The organism is Candidatus Absconditicoccus praedator, assembly GCF_021057185.1.
In the GTDB taxonomy this organism is placed as follows: Bacteria; Patescibacteriota; Gracilibacteria; order Absconditabacterales; family Absconditicoccaceae; genus Absconditicoccus; species Absconditicoccus praedator.
The window spans coordinates 632,366-653,992 of sequence record NZ_CP054059.1 but is presented as its reverse complement, the minus strand read 5'-3'; the positions used below and the strand labels follow the sequence as shown (position 1 = coordinate 653,992).

At 27.5% G+C, this 21,627-nt stretch carries 26 protein-coding genes; 6 read left to right on the top strand and 20 right to left on the bottom strand.

The genetic code is table 25. The annotated features are described in order from the left end of the window. The first annotated feature begins 293 nt into the window (after positions 1-293). On the top strand, positions 294-986 hold the full coding sequence (locus HLG78_RS03240; RefSeq protein ID WP_231176182.1) for a peptide arginase family protein: 693 nt from the start codon (positions 294-296) through the stop codon (positions 984-986). On the opposite strand, the gene HLG78_RS03235 is transcribed toward HLG78_RS03240, so the two are convergent. From HLG78_RS03235 to HLG78_RS03225, 3 genes are all read right to left on the bottom strand, one after another. Continuing rightward, complete coding sequence (locus tag HLG78_RS03235; RefSeq protein WP_231176181.1) at positions 983-1,192, bottom strand: hypothetical protein; 210 nt, start codon at positions 1,190-1,192, stop codon at positions 983-985. The genes HLG78_RS03240 and HLG78_RS03235 overlap by 4 nt on opposite strands. Before the next feature lie 16 nt (positions 1,193-1,208). Then, positions 1,209-1,553 carry a hypothetical protein gene (locus tag HLG78_RS03230; protein ID WP_231176180.1) on the bottom strand — a complete coding sequence of 115 codons (345 nt, stop codon included), beginning with the start codon at positions 1,551-1,553 and terminating at the stop codon, positions 1,209-1,211. 68 nt (positions 1,554-1,621) lie between these two features. Continuing rightward, positions 1,622-2,983, bottom strand: coding sequence for a phosphodiester glycosidase family protein (locus HLG78_RS03225; RefSeq protein WP_231176179.1), 1,362 nt, complete (start codon positions 2,981-2,983; stop codon positions 1,622-1,624). A gap of 192 nt (positions 2,984-3,175) precedes the next feature. Between HLG78_RS03225 and HLG78_RS03220 the strand changes: the two genes are divergently transcribed. Next, complete coding sequence (locus HLG78_RS03220) at positions 3,176-4,198, top strand: tRNA dihydrouridine synthase (RefSeq protein ID WP_231176178.1); 1,023 nt, start codon at positions 3,176-3,178, stop codon at positions 4,196-4,198. A gap of 36 nt (positions 4,199-4,234) precedes the next feature. Here HLG78_RS03220 and HLG78_RS05405 read toward each other — a convergent pair whose 3' ends face one another. Further along, the gene (locus HLG78_RS05405; protein WP_275670602.1) at positions 4,235-4,369 is read right to left on the bottom strand and encodes a hypothetical protein; all 135 of its coding nucleotides are present in this window, start codon (positions 4,367-4,369) and stop codon (positions 4,235-4,237) included. Between the two features lie 63 nt (positions 4,370-4,432). On the opposite strand from HLG78_RS05405, the gene HLG78_RS03215 reads away from it, so the two are divergent. Next, positions 4,433-5,128: an IS1595 family transposase gene (locus HLG78_RS03215; protein WP_231176177.1), complete on the top strand. Its 696-nt coding sequence runs from the start codon at positions 4,433-4,435 to the stop codon at positions 5,126-5,128. Between the two features lie 13 nt (positions 5,129-5,141). Here the strand turns inward: HLG78_RS03215 and HLG78_RS03210 are convergent, their stop codons facing one another. The 3 genes from HLG78_RS03210 to rsmH form a co-directional block, all read right to left on the bottom strand. After that, complete coding sequence (locus tag HLG78_RS03210; RefSeq protein WP_231176176.1) at positions 5,142-5,303, bottom strand: hypothetical protein; 162 nt, start codon at positions 5,301-5,303, stop codon at positions 5,142-5,144. Between the two features lie 81 nt (positions 5,304-5,384). Further along, the gene (locus HLG78_RS03205; RefSeq protein WP_231176175.1) at positions 5,385-5,774 is read right to left on the bottom strand and encodes a hypothetical protein; all 390 of its coding nucleotides are present in this window, start codon (positions 5,772-5,774) and stop codon (positions 5,385-5,387) included. 16 nt (positions 5,775-5,790) lie between these two features. Next, positions 5,791-6,654: a 16S rRNA (cytosine(1402)-N(4))-methyltransferase RsmH gene (rsmH, locus tag HLG78_RS03200; RefSeq protein WP_231176174.1), complete on the bottom strand. Its 864-nt coding sequence runs from the start codon at positions 6,652-6,654 to the stop codon at positions 5,791-5,793. A gap of 229 nt (positions 6,655-6,883) precedes the next feature. Here rsmH and HLG78_RS03195 point away from each other — a divergent pair, with 229 nt between their 5' ends. Beyond that, positions 6,884-7,960: a hypothetical protein gene (locus tag HLG78_RS03195; RefSeq protein WP_231176173.1), complete on the top strand. Its 1,077-nt coding sequence runs from the start codon at positions 6,884-6,886 to the stop codon at positions 7,958-7,960. A 72-nt stretch (positions 7,961-8,032) separates the two neighbouring features. Here HLG78_RS03195 and HLG78_RS03190 read toward each other — a convergent pair whose 3' ends face one another. Continuing rightward, positions 8,033-8,215, bottom strand: a complete 183-nt coding sequence (locus HLG78_RS03190) for a hypothetical protein (RefSeq protein ID WP_231176172.1) — start codon at positions 8,213-8,215, stop codon at positions 8,033-8,035. A gap of 96 nt (positions 8,216-8,311) precedes the next feature. Between HLG78_RS03190 and HLG78_RS03185 the strand changes: the two genes are divergently transcribed. Next, positions 8,312-8,740, top strand: coding sequence for a rhodanese-like domain-containing protein (locus tag HLG78_RS03185; protein WP_231176171.1), 429 nt, complete (start codon positions 8,312-8,314; stop codon positions 8,738-8,740). A 187-nt stretch (positions 8,741-8,927) separates the two neighbouring features. Here the strand turns inward: HLG78_RS03185 and HLG78_RS03180 are convergent, their stop codons facing one another. The 8 genes from HLG78_RS03180 to HLG78_RS03145 form a co-directional block, all read right to left on the bottom strand. After that, the gene (locus HLG78_RS03180) at positions 8,928-9,146 is read right to left on the bottom strand and encodes a hypothetical protein (protein ID WP_231176170.1); all 219 of its coding nucleotides are present in this window, start codon (positions 9,144-9,146) and stop codon (positions 8,928-8,930) included. A gap of 129 nt (positions 9,147-9,275) precedes the next feature. Next, positions 9,276-9,797 carry a hypothetical protein gene (locus tag HLG78_RS03175; protein ID WP_231176169.1) on the bottom strand — a complete coding sequence of 174 codons (522 nt, stop codon included), beginning with the start codon at positions 9,795-9,797 and terminating at the stop codon, positions 9,276-9,278. Positions 9,798-9,890: 93 nt separating this feature from the next. Further along, positions 9,891-10,328: a hypothetical protein gene (locus HLG78_RS03170; protein ID WP_231176168.1), complete on the bottom strand. Its 438-nt coding sequence runs from the start codon at positions 10,326-10,328 to the stop codon at positions 9,891-9,893. Positions 10,329-10,476: 148 nt separating this feature from the next. Continuing rightward, entirely contained in the window at positions 10,477-10,920 is a 444-nt protein-coding gene (locus HLG78_RS03165) for a hypothetical protein (protein WP_231176167.1), read from the bottom strand. A gap of 115 nt (positions 10,921-11,035) precedes the next feature. Further along, positions 11,036-11,554, bottom strand: a complete 519-nt coding sequence (locus HLG78_RS03160) for a TetR/AcrR family transcriptional regulator (RefSeq protein WP_231176166.1) — start codon at positions 11,552-11,554, stop codon at positions 11,036-11,038. Positions 11,555-11,579: 25 nt separating this feature from the next. Beyond that, positions 11,580-12,440 carry an SPFH domain-containing protein gene (locus HLG78_RS03155; protein WP_231176165.1) on the bottom strand — a complete coding sequence of 287 codons (861 nt, stop codon included), beginning with the start codon at positions 12,438-12,440 and terminating at the stop codon, positions 11,580-11,582. Between the two features lie 162 nt (positions 12,441-12,602). Further along, complete coding sequence (locus HLG78_RS03150) at positions 12,603-14,015, bottom strand: LCP family protein (protein ID WP_231176164.1); 1,413 nt, start codon at positions 14,013-14,015, stop codon at positions 12,603-12,605. A gap of 24 nt (positions 14,016-14,039) precedes the next feature. Continuing rightward, a complete protein-coding gene (locus HLG78_RS03145) occupies positions 14,040-15,218 on the bottom strand; it encodes a hypothetical protein (protein WP_231176163.1) in 1,179 nt (392 codons plus the stop codon). Between the two features lie 378 nt (positions 15,219-15,596). Between HLG78_RS03145 and HLG78_RS03140 the strand changes: the two genes are divergently transcribed. Next, entirely contained in the window at positions 15,597-16,184 is a 588-nt protein-coding gene (locus HLG78_RS03140) for a hypothetical protein (protein WP_231176162.1), read from the top strand. A 34-nt stretch (positions 16,185-16,218) separates the two neighbouring features. On the opposite strand, the gene HLG78_RS03135 is transcribed toward HLG78_RS03140, so the two are convergent. From HLG78_RS03135 to HLG78_RS03120, 4 genes are all read right to left on the bottom strand, one after another. After that, the gene (locus HLG78_RS03135; RefSeq protein ID WP_231176161.1) at positions 16,219-17,298 is read right to left on the bottom strand and encodes a GGDEF domain-containing protein; all 1,080 of its coding nucleotides are present in this window, start codon (positions 17,296-17,298) and stop codon (positions 16,219-16,221) included. A gap of 58 nt (positions 17,299-17,356) precedes the next feature. Further along, positions 17,357-18,112, bottom strand: coding sequence for a hypothetical protein (locus HLG78_RS03130; RefSeq protein WP_231176160.1), 756 nt, complete (start codon positions 18,110-18,112; stop codon positions 17,357-17,359). 9 nt (positions 18,113-18,121) lie between these two features. Then, a complete protein-coding gene (locus tag HLG78_RS03125) occupies positions 18,122-18,697 on the bottom strand; it encodes a leucine-rich repeat domain-containing protein (RefSeq protein WP_231176159.1) in 576 nt (191 codons plus the stop codon). 99 nt (positions 18,698-18,796) lie between these two features. After that, positions 18,797-21,610: an AAA family ATPase gene (locus HLG78_RS03120; RefSeq protein ID WP_231176158.1), complete on the bottom strand. Its 2,814-nt coding sequence runs from the start codon at positions 21,608-21,610 to the stop codon at positions 18,797-18,799. Between the last annotated feature and the right edge of the window lie 17 nt (positions 21,611-21,627).

Below are 21,627 nucleotides of genomic sequence, written 5' to 3'. Positions count from 1 at the left end.
TTTAAATGCTATACTTATAGCTTTTTTTATAATAAAATCAATGTTTCGGACAAGACTGGGGTGACCCTCTTCAACTTTGTTACAATCTTTTGGAGGGTGTCTACAACTAACCATTCACGAAAAGACTTGTAAAGATTGAACATTTTTATTATACTATATTGGAGTTATATAAAAAAAAATTGTCTTAATACTATTAATGATATACTAGCACTACTTATTTGTATAAATAGTATTCAAGATATCAAAAAATAATATATCAAAATTTTTAAACCTAAACTCAAATCAACTAAATCATGTATTATCAAAAACCTTTTTACCTCAAATGAGATTACTGAAACAACTCTTTTTCTTATCAGAAAAGAAACAACCCCAAGTTGTATATACCCCAACTAACTGAAGGAGATTTAGATCAATTAGAGATTTCTCCTCATATACACTTTGAAGTAGAAGAAAACTGAAAAATCAAAAGTTTTAAATGAATCAAAAATTTCATAAAACTAAAAAACAAACAAATTTATATATTTGATAATCACAATCATGCATTATTTTTCTGGTACAAGGCTTATTTTGAAAACATCATTAAAAAAAACAGTCTACTTGTACATATAGATCAACATACCGATATGAGAACTCCAGATAAATTTATAAAAGAAGAAATTTTAGAATATATACGAACATATACAAATTATCATACTAATGTTGGAAACTTCATAAAGCCTGCTATGCAGACTGGTCTTGTATGAGAAGTTCATCAGATAAGAACAGCATACTCACTAGAAAACTTCAAAATACCAAAAAACGAAAATACTAAGATTTTGGATATTGATATTGATTTCTGGGCGGAAGGAATGGAAAATACAAAAACCAAAGACAAAATAGTAAAAAATATGATTTGAAAGTTTGATCTGATAACTGTGGCCACATCACCATATTTTATCAATCAAGAAAAAGCTATAGAAAAAATCAAAGAAATTATTGAAAATTAGCCTATTCACATATCAGACTTCAATCCTTTTATATCATTCCTTAATGCTGTACAAGCATTAGGGTTTTTTTCTGCTAAACTTGATAAGTATCTTCACATATCTTCTGATATTTCTCAACTTGTCACAAGCTGCTCTATTTCTTGGGCTATATCACAACTTTCTGGGTTTTCAGGTGAGCTATCTGGATACTCAAATTTTTCTGTCATTACAATTACTTAAAATCTAAATATTTATATGGTTTTGTATATCTCACATTTGTTTAGATAGTTGTTCTTGTTCTTTGTTTAGTTTATTTATTATATCTTTTTCCATGATTGACTTTAATTCTTCTAAGTCTTCTTCTCAAGCATTTTCTATAAGTTTGACTGCTACAGCTCAAGATTTTTGTAAGATTGTATTGATTCTATATTCATAATAGTGAAGTTGATCTATATCATTTGTTGATTGTATTGCATCACTTATTTGTTGTTTCTCTCAGTCAGACAAGATAAAAATTGATTGAACCTTCCAACAAAGATTTTCTTTTGTTTTATCCAACAAAACATCATATCAAGAATTATTTGTCATTTTTTATATTTAATATTATACTTGATTAAAAGTGTACAAAAAGAAATCAAAATTGCAATAGTTTTTGGCTACAATCTATTATACCTTTGATAACAAAGATACCTTATATAATCAAACATTACTCTATCTGATTTATCATAATCTTGAGTTGCATTGTGTATTTTTGAAGATACCTGTCTGTAAAGTTTTCTTTTTTCAGGATTAGTAGCAGCTTTCCCATCTATTATACTATCAAGCTTTCTCATAAATCATCTTGCTGTTTGTATTTGCTGTTGAGTCAAACTTGTAGAAGTTTCCTGTGATTCTTGAATATCTTTATAATCTTCTAGTTCTTCTCATTTCAAAGCTTCTCAGTTTTTATAAATATAATTTTTATCCTTGAAATATCAGTCTCAAATTTTTTCAAATGTACTAGCATCTGCCCATTCTACAGAATATCATGGTTGAACATTTTGAGGGTCTTCTCACCACTGAATAGTGAGAGCTTCACCTTCATAGTAAACATAACTATCATCTTTTCAATATCCTTCTCACAAATATTCAAAACTATCCAAATCAACATCATATACTTTCTGCTGATTGTAGTACAAATCATCTCATCTAATAGTATAATTTCACATATCCTGTTGCTGATTTTGCGAAGAATCTTGTATTTGAGCAGGATCATAATCTTCTTTCTTCACCACCACAAAAGCATCCATTATTTCTCTTCAAGGAGACATTTTTTTGTCATTTTCGTACATCATTCCAAGACTTCATCATGCATCCAAATTTATAGCATCATAACATCCCAAAGACTCATCAACAAAATCTGCCAATCACTCAATATTCACATCCGATACAGTTCACATAATTACCTCCTCCTGATTGTTTGTAGAACAAATAAAAGATTTTGTTCAGGGTGTAGTCATCTTGTCGTCCATAATATCTTTGCTTTCATTTACAACATTTTCTCAATTCAGCATAAGCACAGGATAGTTTGCAAGTCAATATTGAAGCTTTTCAAATTTGTTTTCATTGAAATTTCTGTCAATTCAATCAACATAACCATAATTATTCAATATCATAAGCGGTAATCAATTATCATCAAATCCAAAAAGTCATCTTGCTCACAAGTCTTCTCAATATTTAGATTCATGTTGTCATTCATAAACCCTATAAGTATGAGTATAATTTCCATCACACTCAGAGTAATCATCAGGACAAAAATAAACTCAATTCACTCCAGAAACCCCTCAAACATTATCAACTAAAGTTTCAAGGCTATCTCAATCTTGAGAGAGAGAAGTTACTACTTTATATTCAGAAGACAAGTCTACTTGCAATAACTGAACATTTTTTCAGTCTATTTGAGTGTTTATATACTCATGACCAAAAGAAAAACTAAATAATCAAAACAAAATAATCAAAATACTACTTGATTTTTTCATTTTTTATATATTTTATGTTTTAAAAGCTTAAATTTAATCAAGTATACAAATTGCATATATTTAATCAATAGTTTTTTGTAATATAGACTTGAAAATCAGATACATTAAGTTTATAACCAATAAGTATTATATATTACAATTACTATAATTTGAAACACAAACTAAAAATTAATTTATTTTTTATTTAAAGTTATGAATCTTGCACTTGCTCCTATGGATTGAATTACAGATAGTGCTTATAGAAGAATTTGTCAGAAAGTTTTTGAGCAACAAACACAAAAAACCGATGAGTTTTTCCTGTTCACAGAATTTATGAATGCAAGTGGATATATTCGCAATCCTGAATGAGTTTACAAACACATACTTAACACAACCCAAGAAAAAAATCTTACAGCACAAATATACTGATGAGATGAGTATGAACTCTTGGAAACATTTGAAGATATAGACAAAAACTATAATTTTTCCTGATTGGAACTAAATATTTGATGTCCTTCTCCCAAGGTAGTGTCATCTGGAGGTTGAGCATGAATGCTTTATGAAAAAGAAAAAACCCTAAAACTTATACAAAAAATATCAAGAAAGATAAACTCTCCCTTTAGTATCAAAACAAGAATATGAGTAGACAAATATGACATAAATTCACAAAAAAAATTTATTATTGAGGCTTCTAATTTTTGCAACCTAATAACAGTTCATTGAAGAACTTTTAAACAAGCTCATTCTGGGGATGTAGATCGAGAAACTATATATGAAATCAGACAAAACTCTAACTTTTGATGCAAAATTTTTGGAAACTGATGAATAGACAGTTATGCAAAAGCAAAAGAAAAAATAGGTAATTTGGATGGGATAATGATATGACAAGCTAGCATATGAAATCCATGGATATTTACAAACACCACCCCCAACTACAATGAGATACTAGAAACAATATTAGAACATCTTGATGAGATGTGTTCATTAGAAAGTATTTTTGAAAAATACAAATGAAATAAATACTTACCAACAATCAAAGAGCAAGGAATTCAAAAAGAAAAACAAAATCTATTAAAAAAAGATAACAACAAGCTTAAATCACCTATAGAATTTAGGAAGCATTTATTTGCTTATTTAAAATGACTACCAAATAGCAAGGATTTCAAACAAAAAATAGTAAATATAAAAACACATCATCAACTTAGAAATGAAATTTCAAAATTTATAAAAAAATAGGAGAGAAATCTCCTATTTTTAGTATGTTTTAGTTTATTATTGCTCTGGCATTTCTGTAGGAACCTCAGGTCAGAAAAAAGCTAATAACACATTTGACAATATTACTTGCACCAATTGTATTAAAATAACTGAAACCACACCTACAATAGCCACAAATACTTTAACATCCATGTTATATTTTGAGGTCTAGAGTACTTGAAAGCAAAAAGAAATTAATTATACTAGGTCATAACTATGAAAAACCCTTATAGAAAAAATAGCCATTTGAGTGTACAAAAAACAAGACAAATTATGAAGCTATTTTGTGAAGATTTGACTGCTTCAACAACAAGTAATTTATTAAATATTGAAAGAAAAACAGTAAATAGGTGGTATAAATACTTTAGAGAAGTAATATACAACCATAGTAAAGAAACAGATTTAGAGATACGATGATGAGTAGTAGAGATAGATGAGAGCTACTTTGGAGCTAGAAGAGTTAGGTGAAAAAGATGACGTTGAGCTAGTTGAAAAATTAAGATTTTATGACTATTGAAGAGAGAGTGAGAAGTTTATGTGCGTATAGTTCCTGATTGTTCAGCAGAAACTTTAATACCAATTATAAGAGATAAAGTAAGTTTAGAGAACAGCAAGATAAACACAGACTACTGGAAAAGCTATGATTGATTAGTAGACTTATGATACAAGAAACACTATAGAGTTAAACATAGTAATAATGAGTTTGCTAGATGAAAACAACATATAAATTGAATAGAAAGTTTTCGAAGCTATTGTAAAAGAAGATTGGCTAAATTTAACTGAATCAAAAAGGAATATTATGATATATACCTAAAAGAATGTGAATGGAGATTTAATTGTTGATTATTGAAACAAAATAAATATAAACAACTAATGAAATTATGTAAAAATTTTACTTCTTCTTTAGGCTAAAGTACCCAAGACCCTATTTTTTTGCATATTCCTCAGCTTTTGATCTCAAATCTTTTGTAATTTTATGAGTATCAGGAGAAAACACAACCAAAAGAGAAGCAACAACCACCAACAAAACAGCTATCATAGAAATAAGACTAATTATAGTTACTACAGTACTCATTATTCCACCCATATTTATAATATAAAAAAAAACTACTCAAGTGATGAGTAGCTTTATGTATAATTATTTTTTGAATTTTTTCAATATTTTTTCTTAATTATGAGTAAGCTGAACCTCTGGTTGTATATGTATAACCCTATCATGTACAGAAAGCCCTTGAGGCTGTCTTCATATATTATCTTGATTAAATATTGAATCCTCCTGAATATCTCTCCGTATTTGTCTTTCTTTTTCCAATACATCAAGACGAGCTATACTATGAGAAAACTCTGCATCGTTAAGTTTTCTCTCTTCTTCTCTTAGAAAGTATCATTTAGTGGAACTAACGTTTACAAAGTATCAGTAAGCTCACACAGTTAACACAAATATTCATACAGTAATAAAAAGCTTAATTCAATCTATCATTCTATAATTTTTCTTTACTTTTTGTCTTATGTTATTGTACTGCTTAGATAAATTATTTAGGAAAACAACTTTTTTCATATTTTTTTATTATAGTTTATAAAAGTTTTATTCATCTTAGCTTTGCACTTCTAGCAGCCTTATTATTACTTATTTCTTCCCAAGATGGTTTTATTACTTTTTTGTTTATTAATTGAAATCAATTTTTTGAATAATCCTTGAATGCAAATTTTACAATTCTATCTTCTATACTATGATATGTTATTATCGCACAAACTCATCATTTTGATAATATATATGGAAGTTTATCCAAAAAGGTTTTCAATTTTTCTAATTCTAAGTTTACTTTTATTCTTATACATTGAAAGACCACAGCAATCTTTTTTTGTCAAAATCTAAACTCTTTCAAAATATCTATAAGTTCAAAAGTTGTATTTATTGGCTTAATTTTTCTTTTTTGTATTATTGTATCTGCAATAGCCTGGGAAAATTTATAGCTAAAATCCCCAAAGTCATGAAGCATACTTGCAATAGTATCTGTTGAAGCAGTATTTATAAAATTAGCTGCCGTATTTTTACTTCCATCAAATGTCATATCCAAATATGAATTCTCCTTTATTGAAAACCCTCTATCAAAATCTTTAAAGTGCTCCATATTTACTCCCAAATCAAGCAATATGAAGTCAACACTATTAGGATTTAAGATTTTATCTATATTTGAATATGAATCATTTGTAAAGACAAGTTTTTTTTCGTATCCAAATAAGTTTTCTCTTGCTCTTCACAAAACTTTACTATCCACATCAATCCCATAAATTTTTTCTATACTATTATGTTCAATATTTTCAAGAATATACTGAGTGTGTCATCAATGTCACAAAGTCCCATCTACCAATATTTTAGCTTTTTCAGGGACAAAAGAAAAAACTTCTTCAACAAGCACAGGTTTATGTCTTTCCATAATATTTTATTTAGTTTTCAACATATTTTCTACTATATAAGTAGAAAAAGTAGACAATTACTATATAATCAAAACACAAGAAATGTCAAAACATTGTTGAAAATTAATGATTGACATTTCTAAATTTATAAAATACTTAAAAGTTATTTTGTACTATTTAAATACATAAAATTGATTTTTATTTTTTTTTCTTTATTATCATGTTTCAATTTATTTTTTCTAGATTAAAATGAAAATAATATCCATAATAATTATTATAATATCTTGAGTTTTAATTGTAGGGCATGCTAATTATAATCCTACACAACAACGACAAGAAGAAGTCAATCAAACAGTTAACTCATTTATTAATAAGGCATGAGACAAAACCACAAAACAAATAGAAAATATCTCTCAAAAAATTAGTACAACCAAACAAAGCTCAAATTTAAGTGAAGACAAAAAATACGCATTAAAACAAATCAAAAAAGCACTTGATAAAAAAATCAAAGAAAGAAAAACTAAAAAAGAAGATGACTCTTCAACACAAGAAGAATACTCTCCAAGTCAAGAAGAACTTTTAGAAATAGAAAATGCAAAAAGATATGTATTAAATCAACTTGAAACAAAAAGCACAACAAGACTCAAAGACATTTCAGAAAGATTTAGATTAGCTAGCATAAGGTTTCGCAACAATAACAAATTTTTTAGTTATGCATTTGATAATATCAAAGAATGAATAAATGATAAAATATCAAGTAGACAAGAATGAATAGAAGACAAAATAGACTTTTTCAAAAAATACTGACAAGAAATAACTTCTTGAGTAGATAACATACCACAAAAATGTCTTGAACATTATGAATTTGTCGATCAGATAGCAAAAGAGAGAAACTTCCCAACAGCATTTATAGTTGCAACATGGTTTAGAGAGTCAAATTGTCGTATGGAAAATCCTGAAAATTGAGACTGACCATTTCAAATATTATCAATTGACTATACGCCTGGAGAAATAACTAAAAATGAATTAGAAGAAAAAATAAATGATTTCATTGATTTTTCTAAAAGCAAACAAAGATATTACCAAACAAACCCAATGCTAAGAGAGCATTATTGAGAAAGAGAGCTTACAGTTGAATACGATAACTATGACCTAAGAAGTCTCAGGTTGCAAGCAGTTTTATACAACTGATTAACATCCAACAACACACCTACAAAATCATACTATGCTAACTGAAATCTTAATGAAGATTTTGAAGACTCCATAAGAGATTGAGTTATTACAATGTTTTTAAAGTTAATAAAATGGGAAGCAGAAAACATGTAAAATAGCTATTGTATAAAATATACAAAAAAAGACAAAGGTAAACAACTTCCTTTGCCATATAATAGATGGGATTTAGTTTTTTTTGTCATATCTCATCTTCTCAAAATAAACCCCCATCCAGTATCCTGGAGTATCGGATTCTTTTTTTGGAAGAATAAACTCACAAAAAAGACAATAAATTTGCTTCAAAAACTTGATACCAAGCCATACGAACAAAAATCCCACCCCAAAAGCAAGATATTCAAGCATGTACATAATAATTCCCTTTTATTATTTGCTGATGTAGGATAATATATAAATTGTATAAATTTATTCAATAGATTTTTATACTTTTAGAAAAATATTTAAATTATGCAAAAACTTTTTATAATAATTACAACTATATCATTTAGTTTTTTAACTTGATGTATACAACAAAACACTACTAATTATAAAAATAATTTCAACAGTATATCTACAGAAGAGTTTGTGAATCTAAAACAAAGCTGAAAGTATCAAATAATAGATATAAGAAACAAGCATGAACTTCAAAACACTTGACATATACCAAAAGCAAAAAAAATTGAATACTACAGCAAAGAGTTTTTAGAGATACTCAAAAATCTAGATAAAGATAAAAAATATCTAATTTACTGCAATACTGGCAATAGAACCTCTCATACTTTGGATATTATGGAAAATATGTGATTTGAAAAAGCATTTCATTTAAAGTGATGAATTCAAGAATGGATGAAAGAAGAAAATGATCTTATAAATTGCAGTACATCATATATTTGTTAATATATAATTATTAAAACAACTAAGACATCAACCCTGACTTATAAAGTTTTAGAAAAAACTTATATATTAAACTTCAAAATTCTTGTATTGAAATACATTTTTTAAATTATAATAACCCTAAACTATAAGTTCATCAAAATAAAGCTTGCAAGTATTAAAATAAAAGATATTAGCATAAATATTCAATTTAATCATCATTAGATTTTCTATTTTTTATAAAAATCCAAGTAATGAAAACAATTATTACAATTATAGGGATAAACAAGTAAGATTCAACTATATACTCCCACCAAGACAATTCATCACTAGTAGAACACATCATAAAATAATCTTCCTCTACACTATTAGCTTGCAATAATCTAGGTGTAAACAACATAACAAATAATATAAAAAAAGATTTAACCATAGATCTTTTTATCAATTAAATTTATTAGAGTTTATAATTTTTTTTATCTAATTCAAAATATTAAATATTTTATTAAAAAAAGGCGATATATAGTATATATCACCCTTTCAAAATTTATAGATTATATTATTATTGTTCTAAATCCTCTACATCTTCTTCCATCATATCCTCTTCATTCATCTCAATTTGTACTTCATCATCAGCTCATTCTTCTATCTGTTCTTCATCCTCAGGACCTTCTTCCATCAAATCTTCTTCATCCAATTCGATTTGCATTTGTTCTTCATCTTGTAACATTTCTTCTAGCTGCTCCATTTCTTCTCACTCTGGCATCATTTCTTCTTCTCACTGAGGCATCATTTGTTCTTGTCACATTCATCACTCTATTTGTTGTCTTTCCATTTCAAGTTGTTCAGCTATCATTTGCTGAAATCATTCAGAAGTAAATAATGATTTTGCCACCTCATAATTTTCCTCACCTCCAAGCTGCAACATATTATGATGAGCAACCTCTTGTTTAATTTCCTGAGCCTTCATATCAAATATAAAATAAACAGCTGCTATTATAATAACACTACATACAACAATAGTCATAATAATTCCAGTTAGCATAGAATTATTAGTTTGATTGTTTTTATTTTCTTCTGACATACTATATTTATTTAAAAGTTAAAATAACAATTTCCATACTATTTATATCAATATATATTTCAATAGATTTTATATAATCAAGATTGACATTGTTTAAAACATTTTTCTAATTTTTACAAGCATAGGATATCAATCAGCATCATCTATCAAACCTACATAATAATCACCAAATATTTGAGAGTTTTCAGTTCATTTTATATTTATAAAATAGATATACTGCAATTTTTCTTTTTTAGCAATATTTTCTACAACTGCTACCAGCTTTCCTAGATAATAATTTACTTTTTCTTCATCATAAATTTCAAGATAATAAACATTTATTGTGTTTCATACAATTAAATATTTTATCATTCACATATCAAATCAGTTTTCTAATATATACACTGCATTAGTTTTTTGAACATCAGATTCTGTAGCTATCACATCAAAAGCCTTTTTTTTAAATTTCATTTCAATTTTTTCTTTTCCTGAAAAAAAAAGCCTTGTGTTTTCAAGTCTCAAACTCAACCTATTTTTTCAAAAAAACTTCATAATTCAATTTATAGTAAAAATAAATATCAACTATTCTCATCACAAACCACAAACTTCGAATACAAAAAACATCTCTAAATCTTAAAATTGTATATAATACACAATAATGGAGTTGACATACATTGTCAATATTTTTTAAAAATAAAAACTATTCTAATAGAGAGTCAAGCTTTCTCATTTTTTCTTGATCTATTTGCATAGGTTTTTTTTCTTGAATTTTCTGTTCTGGTTTTCACTGTTTTATCTTTTTTTTCATAACCTCTATTGGATCCACTTTTTTACAGTTTACATAGTATTTTTTGGTAGCATCAAAAAAGTATGTTCTTAATAGTTTAGCTATAAATGGCAACAAAGTCAATTCAGACATCTTAAAAAATGCAACGAAAATGAATATAATTACTATTGGTGCTACTAAAATTGCTGCAACTGTATTATCAAGTCACGCATTGGTAAGTCAGTTCCACAAAGATAATGATATAGCCACTCATATTGCAAGTATAAAAAGTTGAATCATACTAATATTCAAAGGCCCCAAAGACAAGTTCATATTAAACATTCATCATTCAATATGCCTTGGCACAAAAACTCTCATTTATTTTTTTTTATGTTTAAATCTTAATCAATTTTAAGAATTTTTTTTAAAATATCAAATAATATAGTATATAAAATTAATTTTGTAGTTATAGCAAATTCTTTAAAATAAAAAATTAGACTTCTAAAAATTTTTTTATCTGAGAGTAAATAGAATCTATATCATACATCAAACAATATCAATCAACACAATTATCTTGAGCAAGCTTTTCCAACATATTAATTATAAGATATTTTTTAACCGGTGCTCATCCAAAATCAGATAGGAATTGATTGATAGTTTTTTCCACTATCATTTTTCAAGAAAAAATTGTAGAGTTAACATCCTCGTCAATACAATATCATTTTTGAAATGCAACTGCAAATAAGTTTTTATTTTCTGAAGGATATACTAGATACCATTTTATAAACTCATACAAATCATCTTTTTTTGATACTTTTTTTAGTTCATCAAGATATTTATTCATAGAATACCTAAGAGTTTGTATAAATAAATCTTTTTTATCAAAAAAATAATAATACAAACTCGGCTTCCTTATTCATAAGGATTGGGCAATATTATCAAGTTTTACATCGGTATACCTTTTTGCAAAAAAATGTTCTTCTGCAACTTCAAATATTCTTTCTTTATTCATCTATAAAATATTAAAATCTAATAAATTAATTTTTTATTATCTTTTCAAAAATTCATCTAACAGTATCTGTAATTTCTGATCAAACTACAAATTTTGTATTTTCTTTCAAGGCATCTTTTGCGACCTTCAATTGTTCTTTTGTGATAGCATTTCACTGGAAGAAATTTATAGCAGCTGTAGATTCATATTCTATCTCTTTTGCTCTTGCTTGTGCAAGTCTTTCTATAGCTTCTGCTTCTCATTGAGCTTCCAAAATTTGCTTTTCTTTGTATCATTGAGCTTCTATAATATATGCTTCTCTTTGTCATTCAGCCTTAAGAATTGATGCTCTCTTTTCTTGTTGAGCAATTTTTTGTTTACTCATAGCATCCACAAGATCTTGCGGAGGATCTATTTTTTGAATTTCTACCTTGTTTATTCTTATTCACCATTTTGCTGTTTCTTGAGCAAGCTGTGTTTGTACATAAGTATTTATCTTAGTCCTATCTCATAAAATATCATCCAAACTCATAGTTCATATTATTCACCTTAGTGTTGTTACTCAAAGATTGGATACAGCCAATAATGGATCCTGTATTTCATATACAGATTTTTTAGCATCGTATATTTGAGTAAATATTACTGCATCAACTGTAACAGCAGCATTATCATAAGTTATCATATTGTGAGCAGGTGTATTAACCACCCTTTCTCTCATATCAACTTTTTTAACCGATTCTATAAATGGCACTATTATATGCCATCAAGCCTCCAAAGTTCCCACATATTTGGAAAGTCTCTCTTTTACTCATCTTTCATAAGGTGAAACTTTTATAAGAGTATGAAAAACTATGGTAGCAGCAAGAGCTATCAACAACAAACCAAAAAACCATAAAGCAGCTTCCATAAAATTATTTTAACTTATAAATAATATAACTGATTATAATTAAAAAAAATATCAATTCAACTATAATCAATTTTAACAACAAATCATTTACTATAAAAGCAAAAACCACCACAAAAGGAAGCATTGAGGACATAATTGCAGTTTTTTTAACCATAACACTCATTACAAGAAATTATCTGACAAAACTATTTGAATATCACTTTCCAAGGAAGGATCTTCTATAATTTCTCCTACCTCCATAAACATTCTTAAAAGATTTAAAGTAACCTTATTATCTTCTTTACTATTTGTGTATATAATATTTTCTTCTATTTCATCATCTTCATAATTGTCCACCTCTTTAATATTGAATCAATATTTAACAAGCTGTTTAGCAAAATTACTAGCCACTGGGGTTACTCTTTGAAACTCTTCCAACATAGCCTGTCTACTTATTCAGTTTAATATTTCTATACTAGAATTCTCCTGAAGAAATCATTGATTATGCAACACAAAAAATGCGTAATTTTGTATCTCTTTGTAATTACTAAAATTTCCTGCATTTGCTCATTGTTGCAAAAGTACTGAATGTCAACCAAAATTATCTCTTCTTGGATAATAAAGGAAACATCATGGCTCCATTACAGTATAATGAGATCTCTCACAATCTGCAGTCAACACTTGAGTATGTATTCAATTTATATCATCAACATAATTTATCATACCAAATATTTGCCTATAACTTATATTTGTATCTACCATTTGATTTACTTCAGCATACAAATCCTGTAACTGCCCAAAGTCTGTAAACACATTCATACTTTTTAATTCATCTATTATACCAGAAATTATTAGTTGCTGCCTTTCTGCTCTTGAAAAATCTGATGTAGTTTGTCTACTTCTTGCATACTTAAGTGCCTTCTCACCATCAAATTGTTGCAATCACTCATCCACCTTGAAAGTTTGATATCAGCCATCGGGAGTTGGAAACTGGTTATCAACAATAGAATAAGGCACATCAACCTGTATTCATCAAATTTTATCAATAAAATTAACAAATCAGTCAAAATCTATCATGGCATAATAGTCAATTTCTACTCAAGTAATATCATTTATGGTATCAGACAAATTCCATATTCATTCCTCAAGACTATCAGTACGATTATATGTAGTAGGTATTATTCAATTAATTCTTCATTGATAATTCAAAGAAGAGTTTTCTACATACAAATCTCTTGGTATAGATAACATACTAACCAATCACTCATCTGGGACAAAAGAAGCTACTATAATACTATCTGCTAGGTTTCATTCATCTGCTCATAAAAGTAAAGCATTTACTTGGCCAAACTTATCTGTACTCATTTCTTCGCCTACAGTGCTGCTCATAGTTTGTACAAAAGTCACAACAGCACTATTTACTAAACCTCTTCAGAAATCTATAGCATAACTGGAAAGATGAAATAATATACCAAAACTTAAAATTACCAAAAAAAGCTTTAAAGAAAAAGCCATATTTATAAAACTTTCTCTAAGCCAACTAAACAAGTCAGAAAAATTTCAAAACTTTCATAGTTTTTTGCGTTTAAATCCCATTTTAAATTAAATTTAGTTTAATTTCTAAAATCACAATCATTGTCACATTTGCTCAATATCAAGAAAGTCAGAAGGTTTTTGTATTTCTATATCATCTATTGGATAAACCTCATCTTGTATACTTAAATTAAATTCAAACTGTTCTACATTTTCTGATATAGAATTTACAGAAACATCAAAATCTGTCTTCACTTTGGAGTCATCAATACTAATATCTCAAACAACTTCAAATCTTGCCAAATCCTCATCTTGAATAATTTTTCAGTTTACAACACATAGTCCATCTTCTTTAGTATAATCCAATTCCAATGAAAAACTTTCTCCAATATTATCAATATCAAAACTTAAATTTCATTCTTTTTCTCAAAGTTTTCATGTTACCTGCAAAAACTCATCAAAAGAAATTTTATCTATATTTATAGAAACATCTCAATTTTCATAATAATTCATATTTGCTTCCATATCAACCTTATCAATATATGGCACAATATCATCTAATATTTCTTCATCCTCTAAAAGTTCTTTTAAGAGTATTTTTAAATTATCTTCATCTATTTCCAAATCAAATGAAATATAGTCATCATATACAGCCCTTGAATCAGAATCCAATACAGGATAATTTTTTAGAACATTTTTGATATCATACAAAATTTGAAGTCACTCACTAAAATTCATATTTATATCAAAATCATCAATTTCACTTAATTCTGCCAAATCATAAAGTTTGATTCGTTGATTTTCAAAATTCGACAAAAATGCTGCAGCAAATCAAACTTGGGGATCATCAGAAATAATGTCAAAGCTTTCTAGATTTCAAAAGATATGTCATTCCAAAACTTTTAACTTTCACAAAACATCTACTCAAAATTCCATCTGCTGTCAAATTTCTTTCATCATAACATCTCACAATAAAGCTAGATTTACCAGTGAATTAACATCCACAATAGAATCATTTGTAGAAGTTTGCACATCCAAATCCAAGTCAAAATTTCATTCAAAATAATCTCATACGTATCAATCAAATTCTATATTTAGCTCTTCTCAGACATATCAATCATCATAAATAGACTCTATCATAGAATAATTTTCAAATGCTTTTTCTAGTTTTGATTCGTATATAGGCTGAAATGTAGCACTTTCTAAGTCAATCTCCTTTTCTGTATCATCATCTAAAAAAGGAATTTGACATCAAACAAGAAACATTAAACTTATTCAAAAAAGGGATAAAACTGTTTTTTTAAACATAATTTATAAATTTAAAAATAAATCCAATACTAACTATATTGAATTTAAACAAATACTTTTTAAAATCAAGTTTTTTTAATTTAATAATCTAATTTCATAAACTCAATAAGATGCTCTATTGTGTTTGGTCAAGGAACACCATTTCATCAGTCATATTTTGTATATTCTTGAAGCTTCATAATTAAAAATTGCTTTATAATTTAATCAAAAAATACCTAAATGCAAAAAATATGATCAAGAGACTTGTTTTTAATAAATTAATAATTATTATATAAGTCAATTTTATGAAAAATTATTAATTTATCAAAATATATAATTTAGTTTCTAAATAATAAAATGCTAGAAGCACTTTTATTTTGAATAATAGCTTTTATAGTAACATGACTTGACGATTTTCTTGTATTGGTTGCCTTATGGCTTATGTACCCACGGAAATTTTCAGCAACTGTAGTAGGAACTCTTATATGATTAATAATAATTACAATTCCTGCAGCATTCTTATGACAAATAATATCTGGCTGGGAACTTCCTACACAAGAAATTATAGCATTAATTCTAACCTGGATTTGCATCCGACTCATTAGGGAATGAATAAAAGACCAAAAAGATGAACCACCTTCAAAATTACTTAACTCACACAATATAACTGTTGCTATTTTAGCAATGAAAATGTATATAGTAAATTGAATTGATGATTTTGTATTATATACAAGTTTTTATAGTCAGCACACAGATTTACATCAAATATATTCTTTTACTATAGGCATCTTTTTATGACTATTTTTATTTGTAATTACAATATTTGCACTTGATTTATTTTATTGAGAAAAACTTAAAAATCTTACAAACTCAGCACAAGGTAAAATTAAAATCTTTGTATGAATACTTCTACTTCCTTTGATAGTATATCTACTAATTTTCTAAATAAATCTTTAAAAAATTATTAAACTTTGGCAAATTATATTTTAATACAATTTCTTCAAGAATTTTTTGCATCATAAACTAGATAATCCGCATCTCTTACTGCTTGTATCCTTGCTTCTGTTGATTGATCTTTTATCAAAGAAACTCATGATGAAAAACTAACTCAATCAAACTCTTCACCTATACCATAAAAATCTCATCTCAAAGAACAAACATACTGCCTTATCTCTTCAAGATAAGATTTTATCTGTTGTGCAGTTTCAAATCAAGAGTCTTGTGGTATTACTGCAACAAACTCTTCTCATCAGTACCTATAAAGCTCTCAATCTACCTTAGATAAATAATCATGAAGAACCCTACTTACTCATATAAGTATTTTATCACCTGCTTCATGTCATCGCACATCATTTACCTGCTTAAAATGATCTATATCAAAAAACACAATTCATAAAGGATCTGGCATAGGTTGTCAAAATATTCAAACTCAATTTTCTATTCTTTTATCAAAAGCTCACCTATTCAAAACTTTTGTAAGACTATCAGATGAATTTTTAAACAAAAGATTACCTGCATCATATGCTAGAGCCAATTCTGAAGCAAATGGCTGTATTAGCATCTTTTCTATCTCTGTAAACTCTCTTGCACAATTTACATTATCAAGTCATATAACAACGTTATTATTAGAAAATCTAAATGCTATATCAATACCAACTCAATCCACACCAACTTGAGACATATGCTCTCAATTCAAAACATTCTCAAAATTTATATTTTCTTTTGCATCAAAAACATCTCCCACTTTACTTAACATATCTTCTGAATCTGTAGAATAAGAAAACAAAACCTCAAATTTTCCAGTATCAGGATACATTCTATACAATTCTATTTTATTTACTCCAAAAGAGATTGCAACCTTAAAAAGCCTTTTTTTTAATTCTTCTTTTGACTGAATAAAACCTGATCATATAAGAAATCTTTTTTCATTTTCATCTAAATTTAGAAACCCAGCTGTTAATTTATTTTTAAGCTCTTCTCTGATTGTTTTTTCAAAATTTCTCAATAAACCTTCTTGAGACAAAACTTCTTCCAACAAACCTTCTTTCCTTTCGTTCATTTCTATGATAATTTTTTAAAAATATTATTAATTATAATAATAATACAATAAAATTCAATTATAACTTCTTCACTAAAAGCATTGCAAATACTCAAAACAATATAGCTCACAATCACTGTTCTAAAGCTAACAAAACTCTCAAAAAAGAGTTACCAATATCCACTCACACATCTGATCACACATTAGTCATAGTAACCACAGATATATACATCCAAAAATCAAAACTTGTTTTTTCTTCAGGAAAATTTCATATTAATCACAAATTGAGAAATGTATAATATAAAACTCAAAATAAAGAAGTAATAATAAAAACTAATAATCAAAGATACCAAAAACTTGTACCATAATTTGATGTTATTTTAAACAAAAATAGATAAATAAAATTTTTGTAATTTTTCATAAATAATTGATATTTTAATTCAAGATTTTTTCTTAGTACTTGTAATTTGTCAGCATTGGAAATATAGTTGATATCTCTATACAAACCTTCTATATAAAAAAGCTTATACATTGTGTTATTATAAAAAATATCCAGCATCATCTTGTCTTTAAAACTTTTATTTTTTCTATAATTGTCTGATAACTGTTTTTCAAGTTTTTGAGTGTTTTCAATCATATCTTTAAAAATATTTGAAATTTCCGATGTTTCAAATTGATATTTTTTTAGTAATAAAACTAGAGTTGATAATGAAAGAGTATAACTTCTTATAGGACTTTTTTCTTTTTGATAACTCCTTTTAAGAGTCTTTTCATATCATTGTAACTCATTGGAATTTTCTCTAAAAACCTTTTCCTCTATTTTTTCAAGTTGCATAACACAATTTTACTTATAAATTATATTCAAAGCGTTTCTATAATTATAAATTTTTAAGAATTCTTCGGCTGCATACAATCAAAGAGTATAAAAGTTTACACTAACCTTTTCAATTCACTTATTCACTATCAATGCATCCCTCAATGCTTTTATACTTTTTGTATTCAGATCATTATTGAACAAATTTATCTCTTTAAGTGACTTATTATGTTTTATTCATTCACATAAAATTAAAACATTTTCTTCTTTTATATTATTATTTGAAAGGTTTAGATAGTTCAAACTTTTGGTATTCAAAAGATAATCTTTGAAATAATCAAAACAATCTCAATTAATAAAATTATAACTAAGATCCAATTCTTTTATACTGTCTATTATTTTCAAAGAATTAAGAAGCTGCTTCAAAGATTCATCATATATGTTGTTTTGTATAAGAAAAAGGCTTTCTATCATTGCTTTATAAACAATTTTTTCTGAAAGCTCATAAATTCAATCATTTCACAATAATTGATCAGAAAGATTTAGTATATTATTATCCAAATCATAACTTTTTCAAAGAATTTCTATATTATAATTAAACCTCATTTTATATTTTTATTTAAAATTTAATAACTATATTTTAATAAAACAAACAAAACTTGCAAGAAAATAAAAATAAAAATACAAATCAAGATTGACAAAAAATTATTTATCATTTTCTCAAACATAATTAACAATATCACTAACATTATCAGATACAACTTGAGAAGAAAGTATTGATTCATCTATATCATCAGCTTCATCCTCATCTTCATATCCAAACCAACTATATGGTAGCTTATATCTTAAACTTATCTGTCAATCATCTTCCTCCAAATCTACTTCAAAACTTGAATTATTGATTTCAGATGGATCTACTCAAAGTCTAATTACTATAGCATATTTTATAGCCTCCTTTTTTTCTTCTTTTGAAAAATTAGTTCGTAGCTCATCTATTACTTCATCCATTTTTTCTGGATCATCCATTTTATCTCTAACTTCTCTAGGAAGTTCATCATTATCAAAATATTCATTAACAAGATAGTATCAACCAGCTATCAAAGCTCAAGCCAGGGCTCACCTTCTCAAAAAACTACGACCTGAAGAAGTTTCTACAGCTTCTCTAAGAAGACTTCCAACCCCTCTACTTGCCACCATTCTTCAGGTTTTCCTACTAAAATGATACATATCATATGAGGCACGAGGCAAAGAAGCAAAAAACCTTGAAGCTTGTGTCACTGGAGTAGCAAAATGTCTACCAACAGATCTTAAAAGTCAGTGATTTGGAATATCTTTCACTACAAAATACATATCTACACCTGCTATAAAAACTCAAGCTCAAGCCATTCACCAACTATTTATTTCTCAATCTTTTATACTAAATCACTCTCATACTAACAATGCTGGTCAAATAAAAGGGAAAACATAACCAATAGTTCTCATTATCTCTCAAAATTCTCTACTTTCCGGATCTTGTAGTTTATTTTTTAATTCAGAACCAAGCATTATTAAGGGAATATTTCAGGCAAAATGTCCAAGCATTTCTGGAACGGTACGAGCTATATGTCTAAGATCTCTTGTAAAATCTTGAATATCATCCATAGAATTAAGATAAAAACGAGCAGAATTATTTATATCAGCCATTTCTGCAGACTGAAAAGATCTTTCAGTATGATATAACCACTTTCTAAGACGAGAAACAACACTGTCATTGTCTATAATTTTTTGAGAAAGGTTTCAATACCTATTCAAGAATTGTCATAGCCTTCTTGCTTCATTGTTTACACTACCTGGTACATAAGCTTGTATATTTCAAAGAGAACCTCAATAAGTAGATTGTACTCTATTTCAAAAATCATTAAACCATCATCACAAACGATTTCATACAGATCTTTTGTATTCAGAAAAATTACTTCTTGAAGGAAGTTCATCAGTTCATATTTGTCTCAAAGCTTCATCTACATTATCTATACCAAGAGAACTTGCTCTTCTTATAAAATCATCATAGTCAGAAGCAGTACTAATAGCATGATACAAAGATACATTTGTATTTATTCTTTGGAAATAAGACCTAAGTTCTCAATCAGCTCAAAGTGCACTACCTGAATCTCAAAAAGCAGTAGATATCCTATCCCATGCCTCCATTTGGGAGCTTAAACTATCCATAAAATGTCAACTAACATTTCTAAGCTTACTTATATCATCTCATACCTGTATAGGAGCGGTAATCAAGTGACCAAAAGCATTTCAAATACCACGAAACAATGTATGCACCACTCATCAATGCCTATAAAGCATTCCAAGAATTGCTTCTCTGCTTGCACCATCCATTTCTTCAAAGCTTCAGTAAGTCTGCTTCACATAATCAATAAAATCATCCATCTCCATCTCACCAAAGATAGTTTCTATTCAATTTGACACCAATCATGCAGAATTTTTTCAAAATTGAACTACCAAGCGTCAAGACTTTTCTACTGTAGTAAATCAAATTTGTCTAAGAGATATAAGTCACTCTTTTCTAAGTTCCAAAATAAGTCAAATTGAAGCTCTTGGTCAATAAAGCACAGTATCAAAAAGCTCTCACATCGTATTAAAACTTCACTCTCAGTACATTGCTTCATGAAGTTCATCATACTTATCTGATATATGCTCTGAAAAGTTATGATTTTCTTGCCATCTTGAAAATGCTCTCTCAAATTTTTCATCATCTACATCCACTCAAAACTCTTCTTCCAACTTTTCCTTTACAGAAGATTTAAAATTTTCTTTAAATTCATCTATTTTTTCTTGAGTAACTTCAGCAGCTTCATCTCAATCAGGCAATTCCCCCTGAGCCTGTCTATAAGTTTTTTTTGTATCTTTATATCAAAGTATTGAATCTTTTAAGTCAGAATTAAACCATCATACAACAGACAATCAAACTCACCATATTCAGCTATTTACTGATTTTCAATCATTTATCCTTTCTGTATATTTATTGGCAACCCATCATCAAACAAAACCAAATATACCTCAACTACCTTTAGCTGTTTCTTGAACTTGTTGTCTTGACTCATCCAAACTAGAAGAAACATCCTCTGCAAGATTTGAAAGCTCTCTAGATGTATCCTGTAAGGTATTGTATGCTTCTGCAAGCCTATCATCTTCCAAGCCGTCTATTTGTTCTTGAGTAAGAGAACTTAAAAATTCATTTATTTGATGTATATCTTCAATTTGTAAGGATTCTTTGGACTCTATATTATGTTTGATTTGTTCTATCTGCTGTACAGAATCTCAAAAACTTTGATTGAATCTATCAAGGAAATTCAATATATCTTCTCTAACAGAAAAATCCTGTTCTTGAGAAGATTCAATACTTTGCTTGATTGAATCTAGTTCTCTTCTAATGTTTTCTATTATCTCACTTCTTTCTTGCTCTTCTTGAGTTTCAGGAGATGAAGACTGTTCTAGAAGCCTTTCTCACATAGTTTCCAAAGGCATTTTTTGTTGTTAATTTT